At 55.2% G+C, this 17,919-nt stretch carries 17 protein-coding genes; 2 read left to right on the forward strand and 15 right to left on the reverse strand.

The annotated features are described in order from the left end of the window. Positions 1-3: 3 nt before the first annotated feature. The 10 genes from Q0G85_RS02460 to Q0G85_RS02505 form a co-directional block, all read right to left on the reverse strand. Complete coding sequence (locus Q0G85_RS02460; protein ID WP_297154400.1) at positions 4-1,467, reverse strand: hydrogenase 4 subunit F; 1,464 nt, start codon at positions 1,465-1,467, stop codon at positions 4-6. Beyond that, the gene (locus tag Q0G85_RS02465) at positions 1,458-1,580 is read right to left on the reverse strand and encodes a hypothetical protein (protein ID WP_297154402.1); all 123 of its coding nucleotides are present in this window, start codon (positions 1,578-1,580) and stop codon (positions 1,458-1,460) included. The genes Q0G85_RS02460 and Q0G85_RS02465 overlap by 10 nt, the downstream gene beginning before the upstream one ends. 3 nt (positions 1,581-1,583) lie before the next feature. Then, positions 1,584-2,234, reverse strand: coding sequence for a hydrogenase 4 membrane subunit (gene hyfE / locus Q0G85_RS02470; protein ID WP_297154404.1), 651 nt, complete (start codon positions 2,232-2,234; stop codon positions 1,584-1,586). Between the two features lie 10 nt (positions 2,235-2,244). After that, complete coding sequence (locus tag Q0G85_RS02475) at positions 2,245-3,702, reverse strand: hydrogenase 4 subunit D (RefSeq protein WP_297154406.1); 1,458 nt, start codon at positions 3,700-3,702, stop codon at positions 2,245-2,247. Between the two features lie 15 nt (positions 3,703-3,717). Then, positions 3,718-4,647, reverse strand: coding sequence for a respiratory chain complex I subunit 1 family protein (locus Q0G85_RS02480; RefSeq protein ID WP_297154408.1), 930 nt, complete (start codon positions 4,645-4,647; stop codon positions 3,718-3,720). 10 nt (positions 4,648-4,657) lie between these two features. Further along, positions 4,658-6,676, reverse strand: a complete 2,019-nt coding sequence (gene hyfB / locus Q0G85_RS02485) for a hydrogenase 4 subunit B (protein ID WP_297154410.1) — start codon at positions 6,674-6,676, stop codon at positions 4,658-4,660. Then, positions 6,676-7,263 carry a 4Fe-4S dicluster domain-containing protein gene (locus Q0G85_RS02490; protein ID WP_297154412.1) on the reverse strand — a complete coding sequence of 196 codons (588 nt, stop codon included), beginning with the start codon at positions 7,261-7,263 and terminating at the stop codon, positions 6,676-6,678. Before Q0G85_RS02490 ends, hyfB begins: the two co-directional genes overlap by 1 nt. A 42-nt stretch (positions 7,264-7,305) precedes the next feature. After that, a complete protein-coding gene (fdhF, locus tag Q0G85_RS02495; protein ID WP_297154413.1) occupies positions 7,306-9,468 on the reverse strand; it encodes a formate dehydrogenase subunit alpha in 2,163 nt (720 codons plus the stop codon). A gap of 29 nt (positions 9,469-9,497) precedes the next feature. After that, positions 9,498-10,028: a 4Fe-4S dicluster domain-containing protein gene (locus Q0G85_RS02500; RefSeq protein WP_297154415.1), complete on the reverse strand. Its 531-nt coding sequence runs from the start codon at positions 10,026-10,028 to the stop codon at positions 9,498-9,500. 617 nt (positions 10,029-10,645) lie between these two features. After that, a complete protein-coding gene (locus tag Q0G85_RS02505) occupies positions 10,646-11,959 on the reverse strand; it encodes a trigger factor (RefSeq protein WP_297154417.1) in 1,314 nt (437 codons plus the stop codon). A 688-nt stretch (positions 11,960-12,647) separates the two neighbouring features. Between Q0G85_RS02505 and Q0G85_RS02510 the strand changes: the two genes are divergently transcribed. Continuing rightward, complete coding sequence (locus Q0G85_RS02510) at positions 12,648-13,184, forward strand: AmiS/UreI family transporter (protein ID WP_297154419.1); 537 nt, start codon at positions 12,648-12,650, stop codon at positions 13,182-13,184. Between the two features lie 132 nt (positions 13,185-13,316). Next, complete coding sequence (locus Q0G85_RS02515) at positions 13,317-14,321, forward strand: formamidase (protein WP_297154421.1); 1,005 nt, start codon at positions 13,317-13,319, stop codon at positions 14,319-14,321. A gap of 171 nt (positions 14,322-14,492) precedes the next feature. On the opposite strand, the gene Q0G85_RS02520 is transcribed toward Q0G85_RS02515, so the two are convergent. Genes Q0G85_RS02520 through Q0G85_RS02540 form a run of 5 tightly spaced genes read right to left on the reverse strand, consistent with a single transcriptional unit; the run spans position 14,493 to position 17,917 of the window. After that, on the reverse strand, positions 14,493-15,041 hold the full coding sequence (locus Q0G85_RS02520; RefSeq protein WP_297154424.1) for a 2-oxoacid:acceptor oxidoreductase family protein: 549 nt from the start codon (positions 15,039-15,041) through the stop codon (positions 14,493-14,495). Continuing rightward, positions 15,041-15,880, reverse strand: a complete 840-nt coding sequence (locus Q0G85_RS02525) for a thiamine pyrophosphate-dependent enzyme (protein WP_297154426.1) — start codon at positions 15,878-15,880, stop codon at positions 15,041-15,043. The genes Q0G85_RS02520 and Q0G85_RS02525 overlap by 1 nt, the downstream gene beginning before the upstream one ends. Further along, positions 15,880-16,947 carry a 3-methyl-2-oxobutanoate dehydrogenase subunit VorB gene (locus tag Q0G85_RS02530; RefSeq protein WP_297154427.1) on the reverse strand — a complete coding sequence of 356 codons (1,068 nt, stop codon included), beginning with the start codon at positions 16,945-16,947 and terminating at the stop codon, positions 15,880-15,882. Before Q0G85_RS02530 ends, Q0G85_RS02525 begins: the two co-directional genes overlap by 1 nt. Positions 16,948-16,950: 3 nt before the next feature. Continuing rightward, positions 16,951-17,157, reverse strand: coding sequence for a 4Fe-4S binding protein (locus Q0G85_RS02535; protein ID WP_297154429.1), 207 nt, complete (start codon positions 17,155-17,157; stop codon positions 16,951-16,953). A 28-nt stretch (positions 17,158-17,185) separates the two neighbouring features. After that, the gene (locus Q0G85_RS02540; protein WP_297154430.1) at positions 17,186-17,917 is read right to left on the reverse strand and encodes a ParA family protein; all 732 of its coding nucleotides are present in this window, start codon (positions 17,915-17,917) and stop codon (positions 17,186-17,188) included. Positions 17,918-17,919 lie beyond the last annotated feature (2 nt).

The following is a 17,919-nucleotide window of genomic DNA, read 5'->3' on the forward strand; positions in this document are numbered from 1 at the left end:
CTCCTACTCTCCGATAGTCCAAGTCACGTCGGACGCATTGAAGATACTGTCAAATAGCGCCGCACCAGGTAAGTTACTTTCGCTGGAGATGTCGTCCTGCAACACGATTTCGGTTGCCGAACCGACACCGGAAACGACGGGTGCTGGGAGCGCAACGCCAAACCACAAGATAAGAGCCACCAGCGCAAACTCGGGAATGAGCGTGAGCGCCTTAGGCTCACCGCGCTTTAAGCCTTCAGGGGCTTCGCCCAAAATCGAGCGGAGGAACACAATCGAGAAGGCGCCCACCACAACGGTGAGGGCAAGCGCGATGATGATGATCAACCACATGAAGCCCGAGGACGCGGCAGCCACGAACGCCAGCATCTCGCTTGTGAAAAGCGCCAGCGGCGGGAATCCCGAAATGGCGAAAAGCCCAATTCCGACAAGAACGGCAGTGACGGGAGCAACCTTCACCACGCCCTTGATCTGCCCCAGATCGCTCGTCTTGAACTTCATGGCGAGATTGCCCGACATGCAGAACATAAGCGACTTTACGAGGCTGTGGAACACGCAATGCAGAAGCGCGGCTGCAACACCGATGGGGCCGCCCAGGCCAAGGCAGAGGGCAACGATGCCGATGTTCTCGCACGAGCTGTAAGCCAGCTTGCGTTTGAAGTCGGACTGCAAAAGAAGAGCAAAGGCTCCGAAGACGATCGAGGCTGCTCCGAAGATCAGCATGATGGCCTGCGGAAACGCCGGCCCGATAGCCTGAACGGCCAGCACATAGAACCTGATGACGACAAGGATTGCGCACTTGGCGAGCGCCCCTGAAAGCAGACCCGAAACGGGGCTTGGAGCCTGCGAGTACGCATCGGGCATCCATGTATGCATCGGGAACAAGCCGGCCTTGGTACCGAAACCGATCGCGATGAACACGAAGGCGATCTGGATCAAAGCGGGGTCGAATTGACCAGCGTATGGCACGAGCGTCGACCAGAATGCCGCCTGATGCGGATTGGCCATGACGTCCGCTGCGTTCGCGTACACCAAGAGCGTTCCGTACAGGCCGAAAGCAACTCCGGCAGTGCAGACGATGAGATACTTCCATGCCGCCTCAAGCGAGATCTTCGTGTTGTACGTTCCGACGAGAAATACCGTAGCAAGCGTCGTACCCTCGATAGAAGCCCACATCATGATAAGGTTGTTCGATGTGGCAACAAGCAGCATCGTGAAGACGAACAGGCTGAACAGCGCGTAGAAACGCTTGATTTGCTTAGCTCCGACATTCCCCTCGTCCGCGTCGTAGCGGATATGGGAAAGGGAAGCGACACCTGTAAGCAAAGCTACCGCACACACGATACCGACGAAGATGGAAGAGAGTGCATCGACATGAAGCCACAGGTCAAACGCGTGGACCTCTTCCCCACCGAGCACCACCGTACCAACAACGCCAGCACCGAAGACAAGCACGGCGATCAAGCACATGATTGGATCGCCTCGAACAAACCCCGAGGCGCAATGGCGGGAATCACCGCCATGAGCAGGCACGACGCCAACGGCGTTGCCAGCATGAGCAATACCAATAATGAAGCGTCCATAACCTATCCCTTCAATTCCATTAAGTCGTTCGCGTCAAGAGAGTTGGTTTTGCGGAAAATCTGCCTAACCACAAGCGCCATAACAAGCACGGCGAAGATGGCATCAGTCGCGATGCCGATTTCCACCAACTCTGGCGCATGCGGTGCCAACAAGGCCAACGTAACGTGAGAGCCGTTCTCCATCAGGCAGTAACCGAAAATCTGCTTGATGATGTTGCGCTGCGAGATGATGCACGTCAGGCCGATGAAGAAGTGTGCGAGCGAAATCGCGAGCGCGGGCTTGACCTCTGCAGCCGTATACAGGTCCACATGCTTGACCGCCGCAAAGCACACCAGTACCTCAATCGCGATGATTGCGATGCTTCGCGCGGGTGAAATCTTATTTTCGACTTCACCGGATTCCCCAAGCTTTTTAATGGTATAGAGCAAGATGCTCGGCACGAGAACGACCTTCGTAACGAATGCCGAGGCTGACCAAACAAACAGCTCGCTCGAATCCGTTGCGAAGCCAAGAGAGAGCAGCAGCAATACGAGAACAAACGATTGAAGCATGTAGAGCAAAGCGGATTTCTTGGCCGTTCTCGCGAGAACCACGACCGTCGATGTGACGATCAGCAAACCGCCTAAAATATTAACCAGCGTAAATCCTGTCATGAGATCCTCCTTAATTGAGCCACGCGATGGCCACGAAACCCGAGCACACAATCAGGATGATCAGCACGATGAACACGCCGGCCATTGCCTTCGGAAGCGGGCGCGCCTCCGCAACAGTCTCGGAGGGCTCTCCGGGAAGTGTCGAGCCCATCCATTTCAAGAACCAGGCGAACGAGCAAATCGACTCGATGATGGCTACGACAACGATGATCATGAGCGGGATGTTGCCGACAGCCGTCTCGAATCCGCCTGCCAGGATCGCGAACTTGCTGAAGAAGAGGCCGAAAGGAGGAACGCCACCGATAGCAAGCGCCGCAACCGCAAAGGAGACCGCGATAAGTGGCGCTTTCTTCCACAAGCCGCGGATATCCGTGAGCATGCGCGTGCCCATGCAGTAGCTCAATGCACCGGCAACCAGGAAGAAAAGGATCTTCGCGAACGCATGGTTGAAGATATGGGCAATGCCGCCCTCGAGAGCCAGTTCGGAACCGAAGATTGCGAAACCGAAGCCGAGGAACATATAAGACAGCTGAGCGATGGTCGAGAACGCCAGGAGGCGCTTGATATCCTTCTGCGGAAGATACATCGAGAAGGCGAAGACCATCGTCACGATGGCGCCCACAACGACAATCCATCCGATCACCGGGTCCACGGGACCTGCGCATATGAGAGCGCGCGCGAAGATGTAAACGCCGACTTTAACCATGGATGCACCGTGCAAGTAAGCAGAAACCGGCGTCGGCGCATTCATAGCGGAAGGCAGCCACATGTAGAACGACAGCTGAGCAGATTTGCCCCAAGCGGCAATGAGGATGCCGATCACGACAGCCGTCTTCCATCCACCTTCAAGCTGCGCGATGGCAGCAAGATCGAAGGTACCCGTCTGCATAAACAGAACCGCAGTGGCGCAGTACAGACCAAGGGAGGCTAGATGCGTGATAATCAGCGCCTTCATAGCCGCCTTCTGGGAAGCTGGCGTGTTGTAGTAGCCGATCAACGACCAGGAGCAGGCGCCGGTGATCTCGAAAAACACGAGCTGACCCAAAATAGTGGAGCTGAACACGACGCCCGCCATCGCACCGATGAAGGCGCAGAAAACGGCATAGAAGCGCTTGCGGTGCTTGTCAGGGTGCTCCTTGTTTCCCTCATTGAGGTAAGCGGTAGCGTAAATCGTCACCAGCATGCCGATGCCAACAAACGCCGTCGCAAGAAGGGAGCTCACGCGATCGACCGTGAGTCCGAATATCGTGACCGAGTCTAGGTGCAACAGCGGAGTCGTCGCGCCTTCCATGCCGTTCACCCAACATGATTGCATGCTGAACAGGCAGAAAAGAAGCGATATCGCGGAGGCCACAACGCACAGCCAGCGTGTCGCGGGACGTGGCGATATCAAGATCAGCAGCATCCCGATGAACGGAACCAAGATGGCCAACGCTGGAACGAGCGTTGAAATAAAGCCGATAGTCATCTTCAGACCTCCTTTCTACACACCGACGATGAGGAACACGAACGACAGAGCAGAGCAGCCGACGATCATCCAGGTGTTGCGGGAAAGACTGTTGAAACGTGTACGCATAACCGTGTTCTCGATCACGGCGCAAATAAGGAAAACGATCGTGAGCTTGATATAGAGCCAGATAGTCCCAAACACCAACGCGGGCAGCGTGAGCTCGGCCGCGTTTCCAAACGGAACGAACAACGACACGAACAAGCCGGCCATGAGCATCTGTTTGAGCGTCATCGCGACCTTGAGGATTGCCAAGGACGGACCAGAGTACTCCGCGAGCGGGCCTTCCTGGATTTCCTGTTCAGCTTCCGCCATGTCGAAGGGCAGCTTGCCCAGCTCGACGTAACAGCATGCCGCCATGGCGCAACCTGCAATGACGATAGCTACCGGGGTGTCGATGGCGAATGCGCGCACAGCGGTGCACATGTCGCCTAAGTTGGACATACCGGTCGAAAGCGCCACCGTGAACAGGGCAAGGATGATTGCGGGTTCGATAAGCGCACTCACGAGCAGCTCACGGATGCCGCCGACACTCGGGTAGGCGCCTGAGGAATCGACCGACGATAGCGCGAAGAAGAAGCGCGGCAGGACGAGCAGGTAGACGACAAGGATGAAGTCGCCCAGGAGCGGGATGGGGCTTTGCAGGGTGACAAGCGGAATCGCAGCGCCTAAAAGCAAAACCGTAGCCAGAAACAGTATCGGCATAATTCGGTACGGCAAGCCCGAATTCTCCGTACGAAGGTCCTCGCGCTTGAAGAGCTTGACCAGGTCATAGTAATCCTGCAGGATGCTCGGGCCCTTACGTCCGTGCATCTTCGCACGCAAAACGCGGCTGAAGCCGGAGAACAAAGGCGCCAATACGAGAAGCAGCAGAGGTTGGAGAATCGCCAAGAAAATTTCGTTCATGATGCACCACCTAACCCACAGCCACAGTCAGAATCAGCGAGATTCCGAGGACGATAACGATATAGCCGATATAGCGGCGGTAGTCTCCGCCCTCGACGCTTCTCGCGGCCACGCCGATTCGCTTGGCGATGCCTGTGACACCGTCAACCAGATATTTATCGGCAACGGGCTCGAGCTTTTTCAAGAAGCTGATCAGGCCCTCATAGGCGCGCATGACAAGAGACTTGCGTTCGACAATCGCATCGCGGGCGTCGTACATGGGACCGAAGAAACCGCGGACGTTCGTTGCGAAGGTGCCTGAGGAGGGAGGCATGGAGCGATCCGGCAGATAGCCGCAGGCCCACGCGTCGTCGCGCACACCGGCGCCGTACTTAGCGTTGAAGATTCCCAAGATACCCCGGAGGAACAGGCAAAGAACAAAGAGCACAATCGCAACAACGAGGAGTGAAATCGCTGCGTACGAGCCTGGTATCGAAACGACAGTGCCAGACGCGATGGCAACGGAGGCGATGCCGAGCGTTGCGCTCGCGATATCCTGCATGATGGGAGCGAAGTACGCAATGCCCAAACCAAGCACGATGCACATCAACACGAGCAAAGCATTGCCGATAACCATGCTGGTTGGAACTTCGCGCATCTCATCGGAGAAGTCAACGCGCGGCTTGCCGGCGAAGGCAACACCGTAGCATTTGACGAAGCAGATGACCGCAAGGGCACCGGTGATGGCCAGGGCCGCCGCGGCAAACGCCATGAAGCCCATGACCAGGCCGTCCCCCTGAAGAGCTGCCGTCAGAAGCGACTGATAGGTGAACCACTCGGAAGCAAAGCCATTCAGCGGCGGGATGGCGCAAACGCACACAGCAGCAATGAGGAACATGATTGCCGTAACCGGCATGAACTTAGAAAGTCCGCCCATCTGATCGATATTGCGCGTATGCGAACGGTAAATCATCGAACCTGCGCCAAGGAAGAGCGCGCCCTTGAACATCGCATGGTTGATAGTGTGGTACAGAGCAGCCATAAGACCAAGAGCGGCAACAACGGAATTACTCATCGCGCAGCCGACAAGTGCGACGCCGACACCAATCAGGATAATGCCGATATTTTCAACAGACGAAAACGCGAGAAGCTTCTTCACGTCATGTTCCATAAGGGCATAGGCAATGCCCAGCACACTCGAGACAACGCCGATGACCAAAACCGCAAGACCCCACCACAGTTGACAATCGGATCCTGCGAGCAGGTCAAACGCTACTTTCACGATACCGAAGATACCGATTTTGATCATGCCACCGGACATGAGCGCAGAAACGTTCGAAGGGGCCGCCGGATGGGCCTGGGGCAGCCAAGAATGGAACGGGAGCATACCGGCCTTGATGCCGAAGCCGACGAAGGCGAGGATAAACACGACCGAAGCCAGGCCGACGGGAAGCTCGAGCATTCTGAACGCGGAGAATTCGAAGCTGCCAGCCGCCCAAGCCATCACGAAGAATGCGATCATGATCATCATGAAGCCGATGTGCGCCATGACAAAGTACATAAAGCCGCCGCGTATCGACTGCTTTGTTTGGTCGAAAACGACGAGGAAGTACGACGTCAGAGACATCAGCTCGAAGAAGACCAAGAACCAAAATGCATTGTCGGATAGCACCACGAGCAACATCGAGATTATGAACAGGTGCATGTAAAAACCGATTTGGCCAACACCGTGACCACGATATTCATCAAAGTACGAGAAGCCGTAAATCCACGCCGAAACGGAGAGCAGCGAGATAACCACTACGATCAAGCCCGCCAATGGATTCCACAAGAGGGTGAAATCTGCGAACCAAAAGACGGTTGGGGCGGTGAGAATCACGGGCTCACTAAAAAGAGCAAGCATGCCCGAACCGAGGCTCGCTAAGGCCGCAAGAATGCCGAACAAGCAAGCGACAGTCTTAGAGGGACCATCCCAACGAATGAGCAAAAGGGAGAACAAGGCACCGGCGAGTGAAAGAGCGCCTGACGCCGCAAGTAATTCAACCATCATCACAACCTCCGCTCATTCCAGGAGTCCAGCATCATCACCTCGCTGGCATTTGCGCTCATGACGTTGCGATAGCGGGTTTCGCGATTGATTTCCTCGTCGGTGACGAGTTTAAGCGCGCCAGACAAGCAATTTGCAACACATTGGGGTTTACCAGCGGCCCCTGTGCAGAGGTCGCATTTAACAGCGATGGGAGAAACGCCAATTTCCCAAGTAATAAGGGGGCTTTGCCCCGCCGGGGCGGCGGGCGTCTTGTACATAACGCCCGCTACACCTGAAACCGGAGTTCCCGAAGGCTCTATCGCCCCATAGGGGCAAGCGATGGCGCATAATTTGCAGCCTATGCAACGCTGTTCATCCGTGCGAACCACGCCATCTTCAGCCTTGAGTGCTTCCACGGGACACACATTTACACAAGGGGCATCATCGCAGTGGTGGCATGTCACCACCGTGGATATGCCTCTGTTCGAAACGAAAATCAGTCGATGGCGCCGCTGCATCCCGGCCCTGCGATGGCTGCTTGCGCACGCCGCTTCGCATGTCTTGCAGCCAATGCACTTATCGGGATCGACAGCAATATATGAACTCATGGGCGCCTCCTTTCTCTGAATAGTCGGCAGCCGTGAGAATCCTTATGCCGAATACTGATGAGCCGCCTCTCGAGCCAGATGCGCCTTCATTTCCGCGTAAAGCTTCTCAGCGTGCTGTTCGGCCCAAACCTGATCTTCGATTTGGGCAACCTGGCATGCAGAGAACTTGTCTTCGGGGGTGCCCGAAAGAGGGTCGGTGGCGTGCAGCGTCAAATCATTGCACTTGCCGATCCACCACTGATAGGTCATATAGACGGTACCGGGGTTAATGCGCTCATCAACCGCTGCGCGCGTGATGACCTTGCCGCGACGCGAGTAAACCCAAACAAGATCGCCGTCCTTGATGTTGCGCTCGTCTGCGTCCTTGGGGTTGATCTGCACGAAGCCCGGTTCGTCAGCAAGCTGCGCCAGCGTTTTGCAGTTGCCGGTCATCGAGCGGCAGGAGTAGTGGCCAACCTCGCGAACGGTACAAAGAATCAGCGGGTAGCCGTCATCGGGAAGCTCGGTCGGCTCAATCCATTCGTGAGTCATGAGCTTTGCCTTCTGGTTCGGCGTATTGAACTTGCCGCCAAGGTAAAGGTCGGGAGTACCCGGATGCTCAATGGTGGGAATCGGCCACTGGGCATGACCGAGGCCTTCCATCTTCTCGTAGGTTGCGCCATAAAACAGCGGGCACAGCTCGCGAACCTCGTCCCAAATCTCTTTCGTGTTGCGATAGCGCATCGGGTAGCCCATACGCGTCGAAAGCTCCTGGAAAATCTCCCAATCGTGCTTGCATTCGCCCTTCGGGGGCACCGCTGCCGTGAAGCGCTGGAAGGTACGGTCGGATGCGGTGAAGACGCCCTCGTGCTCACCCCAAGAGGTGCCGGGCAACACGACGTCTGCCATCGCGGTCGTCTGCGTCATGAAGATATCCTGGCTGATGAGGAAGTCGATGTTCTCGAGCGTTTCCTTCATGTCGGCAGAATCGGGCTCGGTCTGCAGCGGGTCTTCGCCGAAGTTGTAGAAGGCACGGATTTTCTTTTCCTTAACGCCATGCGGAAGGTCGGTAAGCTTCGCACCCTCTTTAAGGGAGAGTCGCTCGGGCGGAAGGTTCCAAGCTTTCGCGAATTTCTCGCGGATAGCAGGGTCGGTAACTTTTTGGTAGCCCGGATACAGGCTCGGCCACATGCCCATGTCGCAGCTGCCCTGCACGTTGTTCTGGCCACGAACAGGCGCGACGCCGCAATGCGGGCGCGCAATCTGACCGGCAACGCAGGCGAGCGATGCAATTGCGTGAACAGTATGGACGCCCTGACGCTGCTGCGTAACGCCCATGCCCCAGCCGAGGATCGCCGTATCGGCAGTTGCATAGATACGCGCGGCTTCGCGAATATCATCAGCATCGACACCGCAAATCTCAGCGGAATACTCGGGGGTATAGCGCACAACAACCTCGAGCCACTCCTCGAATCCCTCGGTATGGGCGTCAATGAACGCCCTATCTTCGAGACCTTCCTTAATGATGACATTTGCCATGGCGTTAAGGAAAGCGAGGTTTGAGCCGTTGTTGATCTGCAAGTGAATATCGGCGATGCGCGCAGTCTCGATAACGCGAGGGTCGACGACGATGATTTTAGCGCCGCGCTCGCGGGCCTTGACGATGCGGCTCGCAACAATAGGATGGCTGGCGGCGGGATTATAGCCGATGAGCATGATGCAGTCTGCTTCCTCCATGCCTGGAATGGAAACGCTCATCGCACCGCTACCAAGCGTGTCGATAAGGCCGATAACCGACGGGCCGTGGCACGTGCGTGCGCAGTTGTCGATGTTGTTAGTGCCGATGCAAGCGCGCGTGAACTTCTGCATCACATAGTTCGCCTCATTGCCCGGGCCGCGAGACGAGCCGGTAAGCAAAATCGAATCAGGCCCGTACTGCGCCTTGATTTCCATAAGGCGGCGCGCGGTGAAGTCGAGCGCTTCATCCCACGTAACGCGCTCGAGCTCGCCGCCCTTTTCGCGGCGAATCATGGGATGCAGGATTCGAGGCGTCAGAATCTTCGTGTCATTGATGAAATCGAATCCGCACAAGCCCTTAAGGCAAAGATTGCCTTCGTTGGTGATGCCGTTAAGCGGCTCGGCATCGACAACCATTCCGTTCTCGACAACCAGGTTCAACTTGCAGCCCGCACCGCAGTACGGGCAAACTGCCATATGTTTTTCCATGAGAAACCCCTTACTAGCAAGTGTTGACTTCACGAATGCACATGCGATTCAGCGGACATTGCTGCGTGGACGCGCTTTTCTTTTGCCAAGTTGTCCAGATAATCCTGGTCGACGAGCATCAAGCCGTTTGTCAGACATGCGGTTACACAAGCAGGGCCTTCCGGTCGTTCAGCGCAAAGGTCGCACTTGATTACAACGGGAGCCCAACCGCAATTGACCTCGAGGTTGCCAAGGCGTCTCGTTTTGATCCTCGACTTGATCGAAATCGCTCCAAACGGGCAAGCGAGTACGCAGTTGTGGCAACCGATACACTTCTCCTCGTGAACCCCTACTCGATTTTCGTCAGAGTACAAACAACCTGTCGGACAAGATTTGACACAGGGAGCATCAACACAGTGATGGCAGGTGATCGGCGTTGATACTCTCAACGTGCTGACGAACTGCAAACGCGGCTCCCCGGGTCCTCCTGGAGCATCGTGAGCCTGAAGACACGCCGCAAGGCATGTCTTGCACCCAATGCACCTGTCAGGGTTTGCTGCAACGAATTTCCTTGCGTTCATTCATTTTCCTTCCCCCCATTATTTGCTGATTTTCCGCGCAGTATTTGCCCCAAAGACGACTGGCAAATCACAAGAAATTCGATTTTTGTTTTACGCGTAATGAAACTATACCGACCGAAATTTAAGCTTGTCAATTTAGTGAACAGTCGCTCGATAAGCGAGGGGTAAATCACGGTAGTCGGAGCAGATTCCCAGGTCAACTATGGTGTCTTACGCTTTTACGCGCCTGATTTCCAATGCTGTGCCCCGATTGCCCAATCACCGTTGAAAGAAGAAATATGGCATTGTAGTTTGTATCATATTTGTAATACCGATAATTCTATTTCCCAAGTTGAGAGCGATACGAGATGCTAAATTCGGAAGATTTCCAAGTAAAAATCAGCTGATTACTCTGTCGTTTCATTAAATTTGAACAAGTGAGTTAATTGGAATCAAATATCCCAAAAATAGGACATGTAATTTCACTCATTTTTGACTTGCATTCCCAATTATTCGGTAGAAGGCACCGAGACAAGGGGCACTGCACAAAAATAGCCTCCTGAGTATTTTGGAATAAGCGAGCTTCGTGCTCTTCCTTAACACCCAGGAGGCGACTCTGTATAACTAGAAACTATTTGCTAACCCTCGATATGAATGATCGCATGCTCCGTGACGTAATCGTTTGCCTTCAGACGCATCGCAGAAAGACGCGCTTCGGGCATTTTGCCGTTTCTCTCGAAATCAAGACGGATCATTGCTTCAAGACCCGGCGATGCGGCGGCACGGAAATACTCGTTCAAGTCGTCATCGGTAAGCTCGAGATTGAAGTGCTCGGCAACGGAATCAAGTGCGAACTGACGGACCAGCTGCTCGTGCACCTGACCATTTAAATGGCGCTTGAGCTGCTGTTCTGTGACTCCCTGAGCACGAAGGAAGTCTTCCTTGGTCATATTCTGCTCCGCAAGCTGATCTTCAAAGGCGACAAGAACGTCGGCAGTCACCGCATCATAAATCGCGTCGGAAATCTCGCCCTCGAACCGCTCGGCAAGTGCCTTTGCGCTCTGGAGATTCTTAAAATGACGGTACTCCACGGTTTTTCTGTCGGAAATCATACCGCGGATCTTCTCGCGCAATTCAGCGACACTTGATGCCTCACCTTGCATATTCTCGACAATCCACTCGTCGTCGATCGTCGGGATAATAGTCTTTTGCAGGCTTTTAACGGTAACGGTCGAAACGTAGTGGTCCATCTCGGGCTGATTGTTTTCATCAAGCGTGAAACCCGGGGAAGAGTATTCGACTTCCTTGGTCTCCCCTACATGCATGGACATAATTGCTTGGTCGAATTCCTCAGGCATCATATCGGCTCCCGTCGTATAGGAGCGGCCCTCAGAGCAAAGCTGATCGCAGCGCACCCCATCACGGAAGGTTTCGATCTCAAGTTCGACCTGGTCACCTTCGCGGATATCGGAATGACTCGCGTCCTCTTCCACGAAAGCATGGCTCTGAGCAAGTTGCGCCAGGTAGTTGTCGATATCCGCTTCGGTAACCACGAGAGGCGGAACGGTAATCTCGACGGGATCGTAAGAAGAAAGAGAGAAGCTCGGCTTCAGGACGCAGATAGCGTCGAAGACGAAAGGCGTATCGCGCTTGACGGTCTCCTTAATCTCGAACTGAGGTTTACCTATATATACGATGCCCTGCCCCTCTGCCGCGAAAGGAAACGAATAGTGCGTAATAGAAGTGTTGAGATTCTCAAACACAGCCTCTCGCCCCAAACGGGCAATAGCAGCATCTTCAAGTTCCTGACCTTCTTCAGGGGTGATGTTGCTCTGATAAGCGAGGGCGATCAAGAACTGATCGATAAGCGTATTCGTATCGTTTGCCGGGATGGTGATGTGCAAACGCGAGCGGTCCTCGTCCACGCGCTCCAGACTTGCCTGCAGTTCCATGGCTGCACCTCTTTCTATGCATAGGTATGCATGAACGATCTTGCCTGTTCAAACGAGCAGACAAGAGAAGAATGAATGTGCCATCGGATGCATATCGCATAGAGTGATATCGCTTTTATCAGTATAGCATCACTACACGGTTTTCAGCCATTAGGACCACGCAGAGACGGGTAATGAGTGAGGCCAGCGTTCTAGCGAGTTACCTCAATAAGGCACTTTTACGAGCATAACGAGGGAGTTAACCGCTTACAACAGATTTATTTATGTCCATTTGCCGAAAAAATAATTAATCCCAAAAAAATATTTGGACTTTTTTCGACTGGTTATAGCAAAGCAAATTATCACGAGGTCAAGCGTCCCAAAATCATGACTAGCAAGCCGAATTCAAAAGAAATTCGCATGTCATTTCAAAAAATGTATCATAAATATAATACTGGAAAAATGAGACGAAATAACTCAAAGTACCTGCTTAAGCCAACCATTCGTAATAACGAAATACTCAGTATTTATGGCCCTCAACTGGTATTTTGCAAATCTCATATCTTTGCTTCCAGCTCTACCCTCTTAGCGAACCTCGCTTGACATTATTTGCGATCCACGAAATGATGATGGTGCATCGGATGCACGCTTCAGGAAATCGCAAACTTACAGGTGTAAGTTTCAACGAAACTTAGGGGGTGTTTTTCGAATGACTTTGGGGTTAGGGCTTCTCTACGTCGGTTGCGTTCTGTTCATGAACGGCATCGGAACTTTGCAAAAATGGGATAGCAAAGCGATGGCGGTGATGAACTTCTTCACGGGTGGATTGCTCGTTGTAATCAACACCGTGAACATCGCCTTCACCGTCGTCACCATGGGCGCTGCAGGTATTACTGCAGATCTCTACCCTGTCGCAACCAACATGCTCTTCGGTTTTACGTACTTGTTCGTCGGAGCCACCAATGCATTCAAGCTGAATGGAAGGCCGCTCGCTTGGTACTGCTTCTTCGTTGCAGTCAACACCATTCCTTGTGCGTATCTTTCGTTTGTCGCCAACGATCCAATCTTCGGCATCATCTGGATCATCTGGGGTACGTTGTGGTTGGCTTATTGGTTCGCTGGCGCCGAGATGAAGGTCACGCTTGGACCAAAATTCATCGGCTGGTACACGGTTGTTGTTGGCGTCATTACCTGCTGGCTCCCGGGCTATATGATGCTCGCGAACTGGTGGCAGCTCCTTTACTAAGTAAGGGGAGCGATTTTTTCTAGGTAGAAGCAGGATTCAGGGAGGTTTCCTGTTTCTCATAAAGGGACGGAGCAACGGCTTCGTCAAGCCAAAAGGTGAAGCGGAAACTTCACCAGACAGGAGGACAGAATTATGGGTAGCAGCGGTAGCATGAATAAGCCGGAAAATGGTTTCTTGTGCGCACTCATCCAGTTCCCCGTGCCGATCGTCAACTCCCGGGCTGACATCGACAAGCAGATCGAGAGCATCATTCGTACGCTTCATGCGACGAAGGCCGGTTATCCGGGTCTCGAGCTCATCGTCTTCCCCGAGTACTCCACTCAGGGTCTGAACACTGCTAAATGGCTGACCGAGGAATTCCTCTGCGACGTTCCTGGTCCCGAGACCGACGCATTCGGCAAGGCCTGCAAGGAAGCTGGCGTTTACGGCGTCTTCTCCATCATGGAGCGCAACCCCGATCCGAACAAGAACCCCTACAACACGGCAATCATTATCGACCCGAACGGCGAGATTTGCCTGAAGTATCGTAAGCTCTTCCCGTGGAACCCAATCGAGCCTTGGTATCCTGGCGACCTCGGCATGCCCGTCTGCGACGGCCCCGCCGGCTCCAAGCTTGCTGTCTGCATCTGCCACGACGGCATGATTCCTGAGCTCGCTCGCGAAGCTGCCTACAAGGGCTGCAACGTCTACATCCGCATCTCCGGTTACTCCACCCAGGTTAACGAGCAGTGGATCCTCACCAACCGCTCGAACGCATGGCACAACCTCATGTACACCTTGGCTGTCAACCTTGCTGGTTACGACAACGTGTTCTACTACTTCGGCGAAGGCCAGATCACGAACTACGACGGCACCGTCCTCGTTCAGGGTCATCGCAATCCTTGGGAAATCGTCACCGGCGAAGTCTTCCCGCACCTCGCAGACCAGGCACGTCGTTGCTGGGGCCTCGAGAACAACATCTACAACCTTGGCCACCGCGGTTACGTCGCTCTCCCCGGCGGCGAGCCCGATGCGGGTCTCACCTGGGTCAAGGATCTTGCTGCTGGCAAGTACTGCCTGCCTTGGGAAGACGAGATGGAAATCAAGGACGGAACCATCTACGGTTACCCGACCACTGGCGGTCGCTTCGGCAAGTAAGCTAGCAAAGACGCCTATACTTCAGTGTTCCCCTCACTTAAGTACGGTTCTTAAAGCAGCTTAAAGACCACGCACCGAACCCCGCTCTGACAGATGTCAGAGCGGGGTTCATTTTTGCTTTTACGAGCTCATTTTGCAAGCAAAACGCGCGATGCACAAATGAGCTCCAGATTACGCTTCTCTGCCAAGGGCAAGCGCTTGCTTGTTCTTCTCGAGCATCGCGGCTTTGCGCGCGGGGACGCACTTCTCGATCGCCGCCGTGAGCACTTCGGGATTGCAGAACGGGTCCGCTGCGAACAGGGCACCCACGAGTACGATATTGCCCAAGCCCTTAAGCCCTGCCTTTTCAGCGATATCGGCGGCGGGGATGGCCTTCACCGTGACGTCGCTGCGCTCGGGAATGTTCTGCACAAGCGTGGAGTCGGCGATGACAAGACCGCCGGGAACGACCGCGTCGATGAACTTGTCAAGCGACGGTTGATTCATCGCGACAAGGACATCAGGCGCCGTGATGAGCGGACTGCCAATGGGCTCAGCTGCCAAGCTGACGCTGCAGTTCGCAGTGCCGCCGCGCATCTCGGGACCATAGGAGGGAAGCCACGAAACCTCGCGGTTGCCAATAAGCCCCGTATAGGCGATGACCTTGCCAGCGAAAAGTACACCCTGCCCACCGAAACCGGCAAGCACGATCTTTCGATCGGGAAACGTTACCTCTGCCATTAGCGACCCCCTTCCGACGTCTCGGGATGGGCAATGGGACAGGCGGCCGAACGCGCCGAAGCAGCCTCGGCGGCATTTGCGTAACCGTCGGCAACGACATCGCGGTAGACACCGAGCGGATAGTACGGAAGCATGTTCTCGCGCATCCACTCGAAGGCTTCTTGCGGCGTGAAACCCCAGTTCGTGGGGCATGTAGACACAACCTCGATAAACGAGTAGCCTATGCCGTCGATCTGATACTGAAACGCCTTCTTAATGGCCTTTTTCGCCTTGCGGATGTTCTTCGGGCAATCGACCGTGACGCGCTCGATGTAAGCCGGGCCGTCGAGCGTGCTTAAAAGCTCGCAAACGCGAACGGGATAGCCTGCCTTGGAAACATCACGTCCATAGGGGCTTGTCTGCGTGACCTGGTTCGGAAGGCTCGTCGGAGCCATCTGCCCGCCCGTCATGCCGTAGATCGCGTTGTTGATGAAGATGATGGTGATATGTTCACCGCGCGTTGCCGCATGAACGGTCTCCGCCATGCCGATCGACGCAAGGTCGCCGTCGCCCTGGTAAGCAAAAACCACATGATCGGGCAAAACGCGCTTCACGCCCGTCGCCACCGCAGGAGCGCGACCATGGGCAGCCTCGATCATGTCGTTACCGAAGAAGTCGTACGACATAACCGAACAGCCGACAGGAGCGACGCCGATGGTCTTCCCTTCGATATCGAGCTCGTCAATCGTCTCAGCCACGAGGCGGTGCACAATGCCATGAGCACATCCTGGGCAGTAATTGGTCACCACCGGCAAAAGGGAATGCGGGCGGGAAAATACGAGTTTCTCTTCTTGCGCCATTAGAGCACCCCTCCCCTCTTCGCGGAATCCTTGATAGCGGAAAGCACCTCTTCGGGCGTCGGGATAACGCCACCGGTGCGACCGAAGAATTCAACGGGGACGCGCCCGTTCACCGCAAGGCGCACATCGTCGACCATCTGTCCCATGTTCATCTCAACCGACAGGAAGATCTTCGCATGGGAAAGCGCCTGGTCAATCGCCTTTGTCGGGAAGGGCCAGAGGGTGATCGGACGAAGGAGGCCGGCCTTTACGCCCTCTTCGCGCGCAGCCACGACCGCGCTTCGCGCCACACGACTCGATGCACCGAACGCAACGACGACGACTTCGGCATCATCGAGAATGAAGGCTTCGAAGCGCTGCTCTTTCTCGCGGATAATCTCATAGCGTGCGAAACGCTCGATGTTGAGTTTTTCAAGCGCATCAGCAGTCAGGTAAAGCGAGTTCACGATGTTGTGGGGGCGCTTGCCTTCATGGCCCGTCGTCGCCCACGGCTTCTCGGGAAGGCTTTCCTTCGGTTCCGGCAAAACGACTGGCTCCATCATCTGCCCGAGCATGCCGTCGGAGAGCACCATAACGGGCGTGCGATACTCGTCAGCCAAGTCGAACGCGCGGTAGACGCAGTCGGCCATCTCCTGCACCGTCGAAGGAGCAAGCACGGGCATGAAGAAGTCGCCGTGTCCCGTCGCGCGCGTGGCCTGCCAATAGTCGGATTGCGACGGTTGAATGCCACCAAGGCCCGGGCCCCCTCGCTGCACGTTGATGATGACGCCCGGCAAATCGGAGCCTGCCATGTAGGAAATTCCTTCGCCCTTAAGCGAGATTCCGGGACTTGACGATGAGGTCATCGCACGCGCACCGGCAGAAGCGGCACCATAGACCATGTTGATGGCCGCGATCTCGCTTTCGGCCTGCAAAAACGTCCCGCCGATCTTCGGCATGCGCTTAGACATGTAGGCCGCAAGCTCGGTCTGCGGCGTGATGGGATACCCGAAGAAGAAGCGGCACCCCGCGCGAAGCGCGCTTTCAGCGAGCGCTTCGTTTCCCTTCATGAGAACTTTTTCAGCCATAACTCACCTCCAAACCGAGATGGCGACATCGGGGCACATAGTCGCGCAGGTGCAGCACCCCGTGCATTTTGATTGGTCGATGCAGTGCGCCGGATGATAACCCTTAGCGGTCACCCTCGCCTGATCGAGTTCGATGATGTGGGTCGGGCATACATCTATGCACAGGCCGCAGCCTTTGCAGAAGCCCTCGTCCACGTTGATTCTTGCCATTTGACGTTAACCCCCGCCCTCTAAAAATTCAGTTACTCCACGGCGTTTGCCGATAGGGATCTATTGCGTAGAGCGCCACGTCGACGCCCTCTTGCGAAAGTCTCTCTCTCGTTGCATCTGAGCAGGTCGCAGGGACGCACACGAACACGAGCGGCAAACCCGCAGCTTGCGCCACCTCGCGGGCGAAGGGAAGCGATCGGGAAATCGACTCCTCGTTTGTATCGCCCATGAGATGAGAGTTCGCAACGACGCCCGTTGCGGAAAGCCGCGATGAGCTCTCGATTTCGAAGAGAACCTCGCAGGCTTCGCGCGCCTTGCGCGTAAGCGCCCGATAGCGGTTCACGACATACCACATCTCGTAAGGTGCCGAAGCGATTGTGCGCGAGAAGCGACCAAGCGCCGCAGCACCCGAATCGTCGCCACCCACATCGATGATGCAGAGCTCGTTTTCTTCAGACTGCGCACGCTCGACCGCAGGAACGATGGCGCCCGTGAGCGCCGGCATGTCGATGTTGCAATCGGGACCGGCGTAAACCGGCGTTATCACCGAGATGCCGGCTTCTCGAAGCGATTCAGCCTGATCGCTCGACCTGAAATAGGGATTTACCACATCAAGATCGACGAGCGTGACGCGCTTCCCCGCATGCGCTGCATCCTTCGCAAGCGCAAGCGAGAGCGCCGTCTTCCCAACTCCATAGTGCCCGCACACGATGAGCACGCCCGAGATTTGAGAAACGTCGAAACCGCGAACCTGACCCATTG

Origin of the sequence: uncultured Ellagibacter sp., from assembly GCF_934617235.1 — a bacterium.
GTDB lineage: Bacteria > Actinomycetota > Coriobacteriia > Coriobacteriales > Eggerthellaceae > Ellagibacter.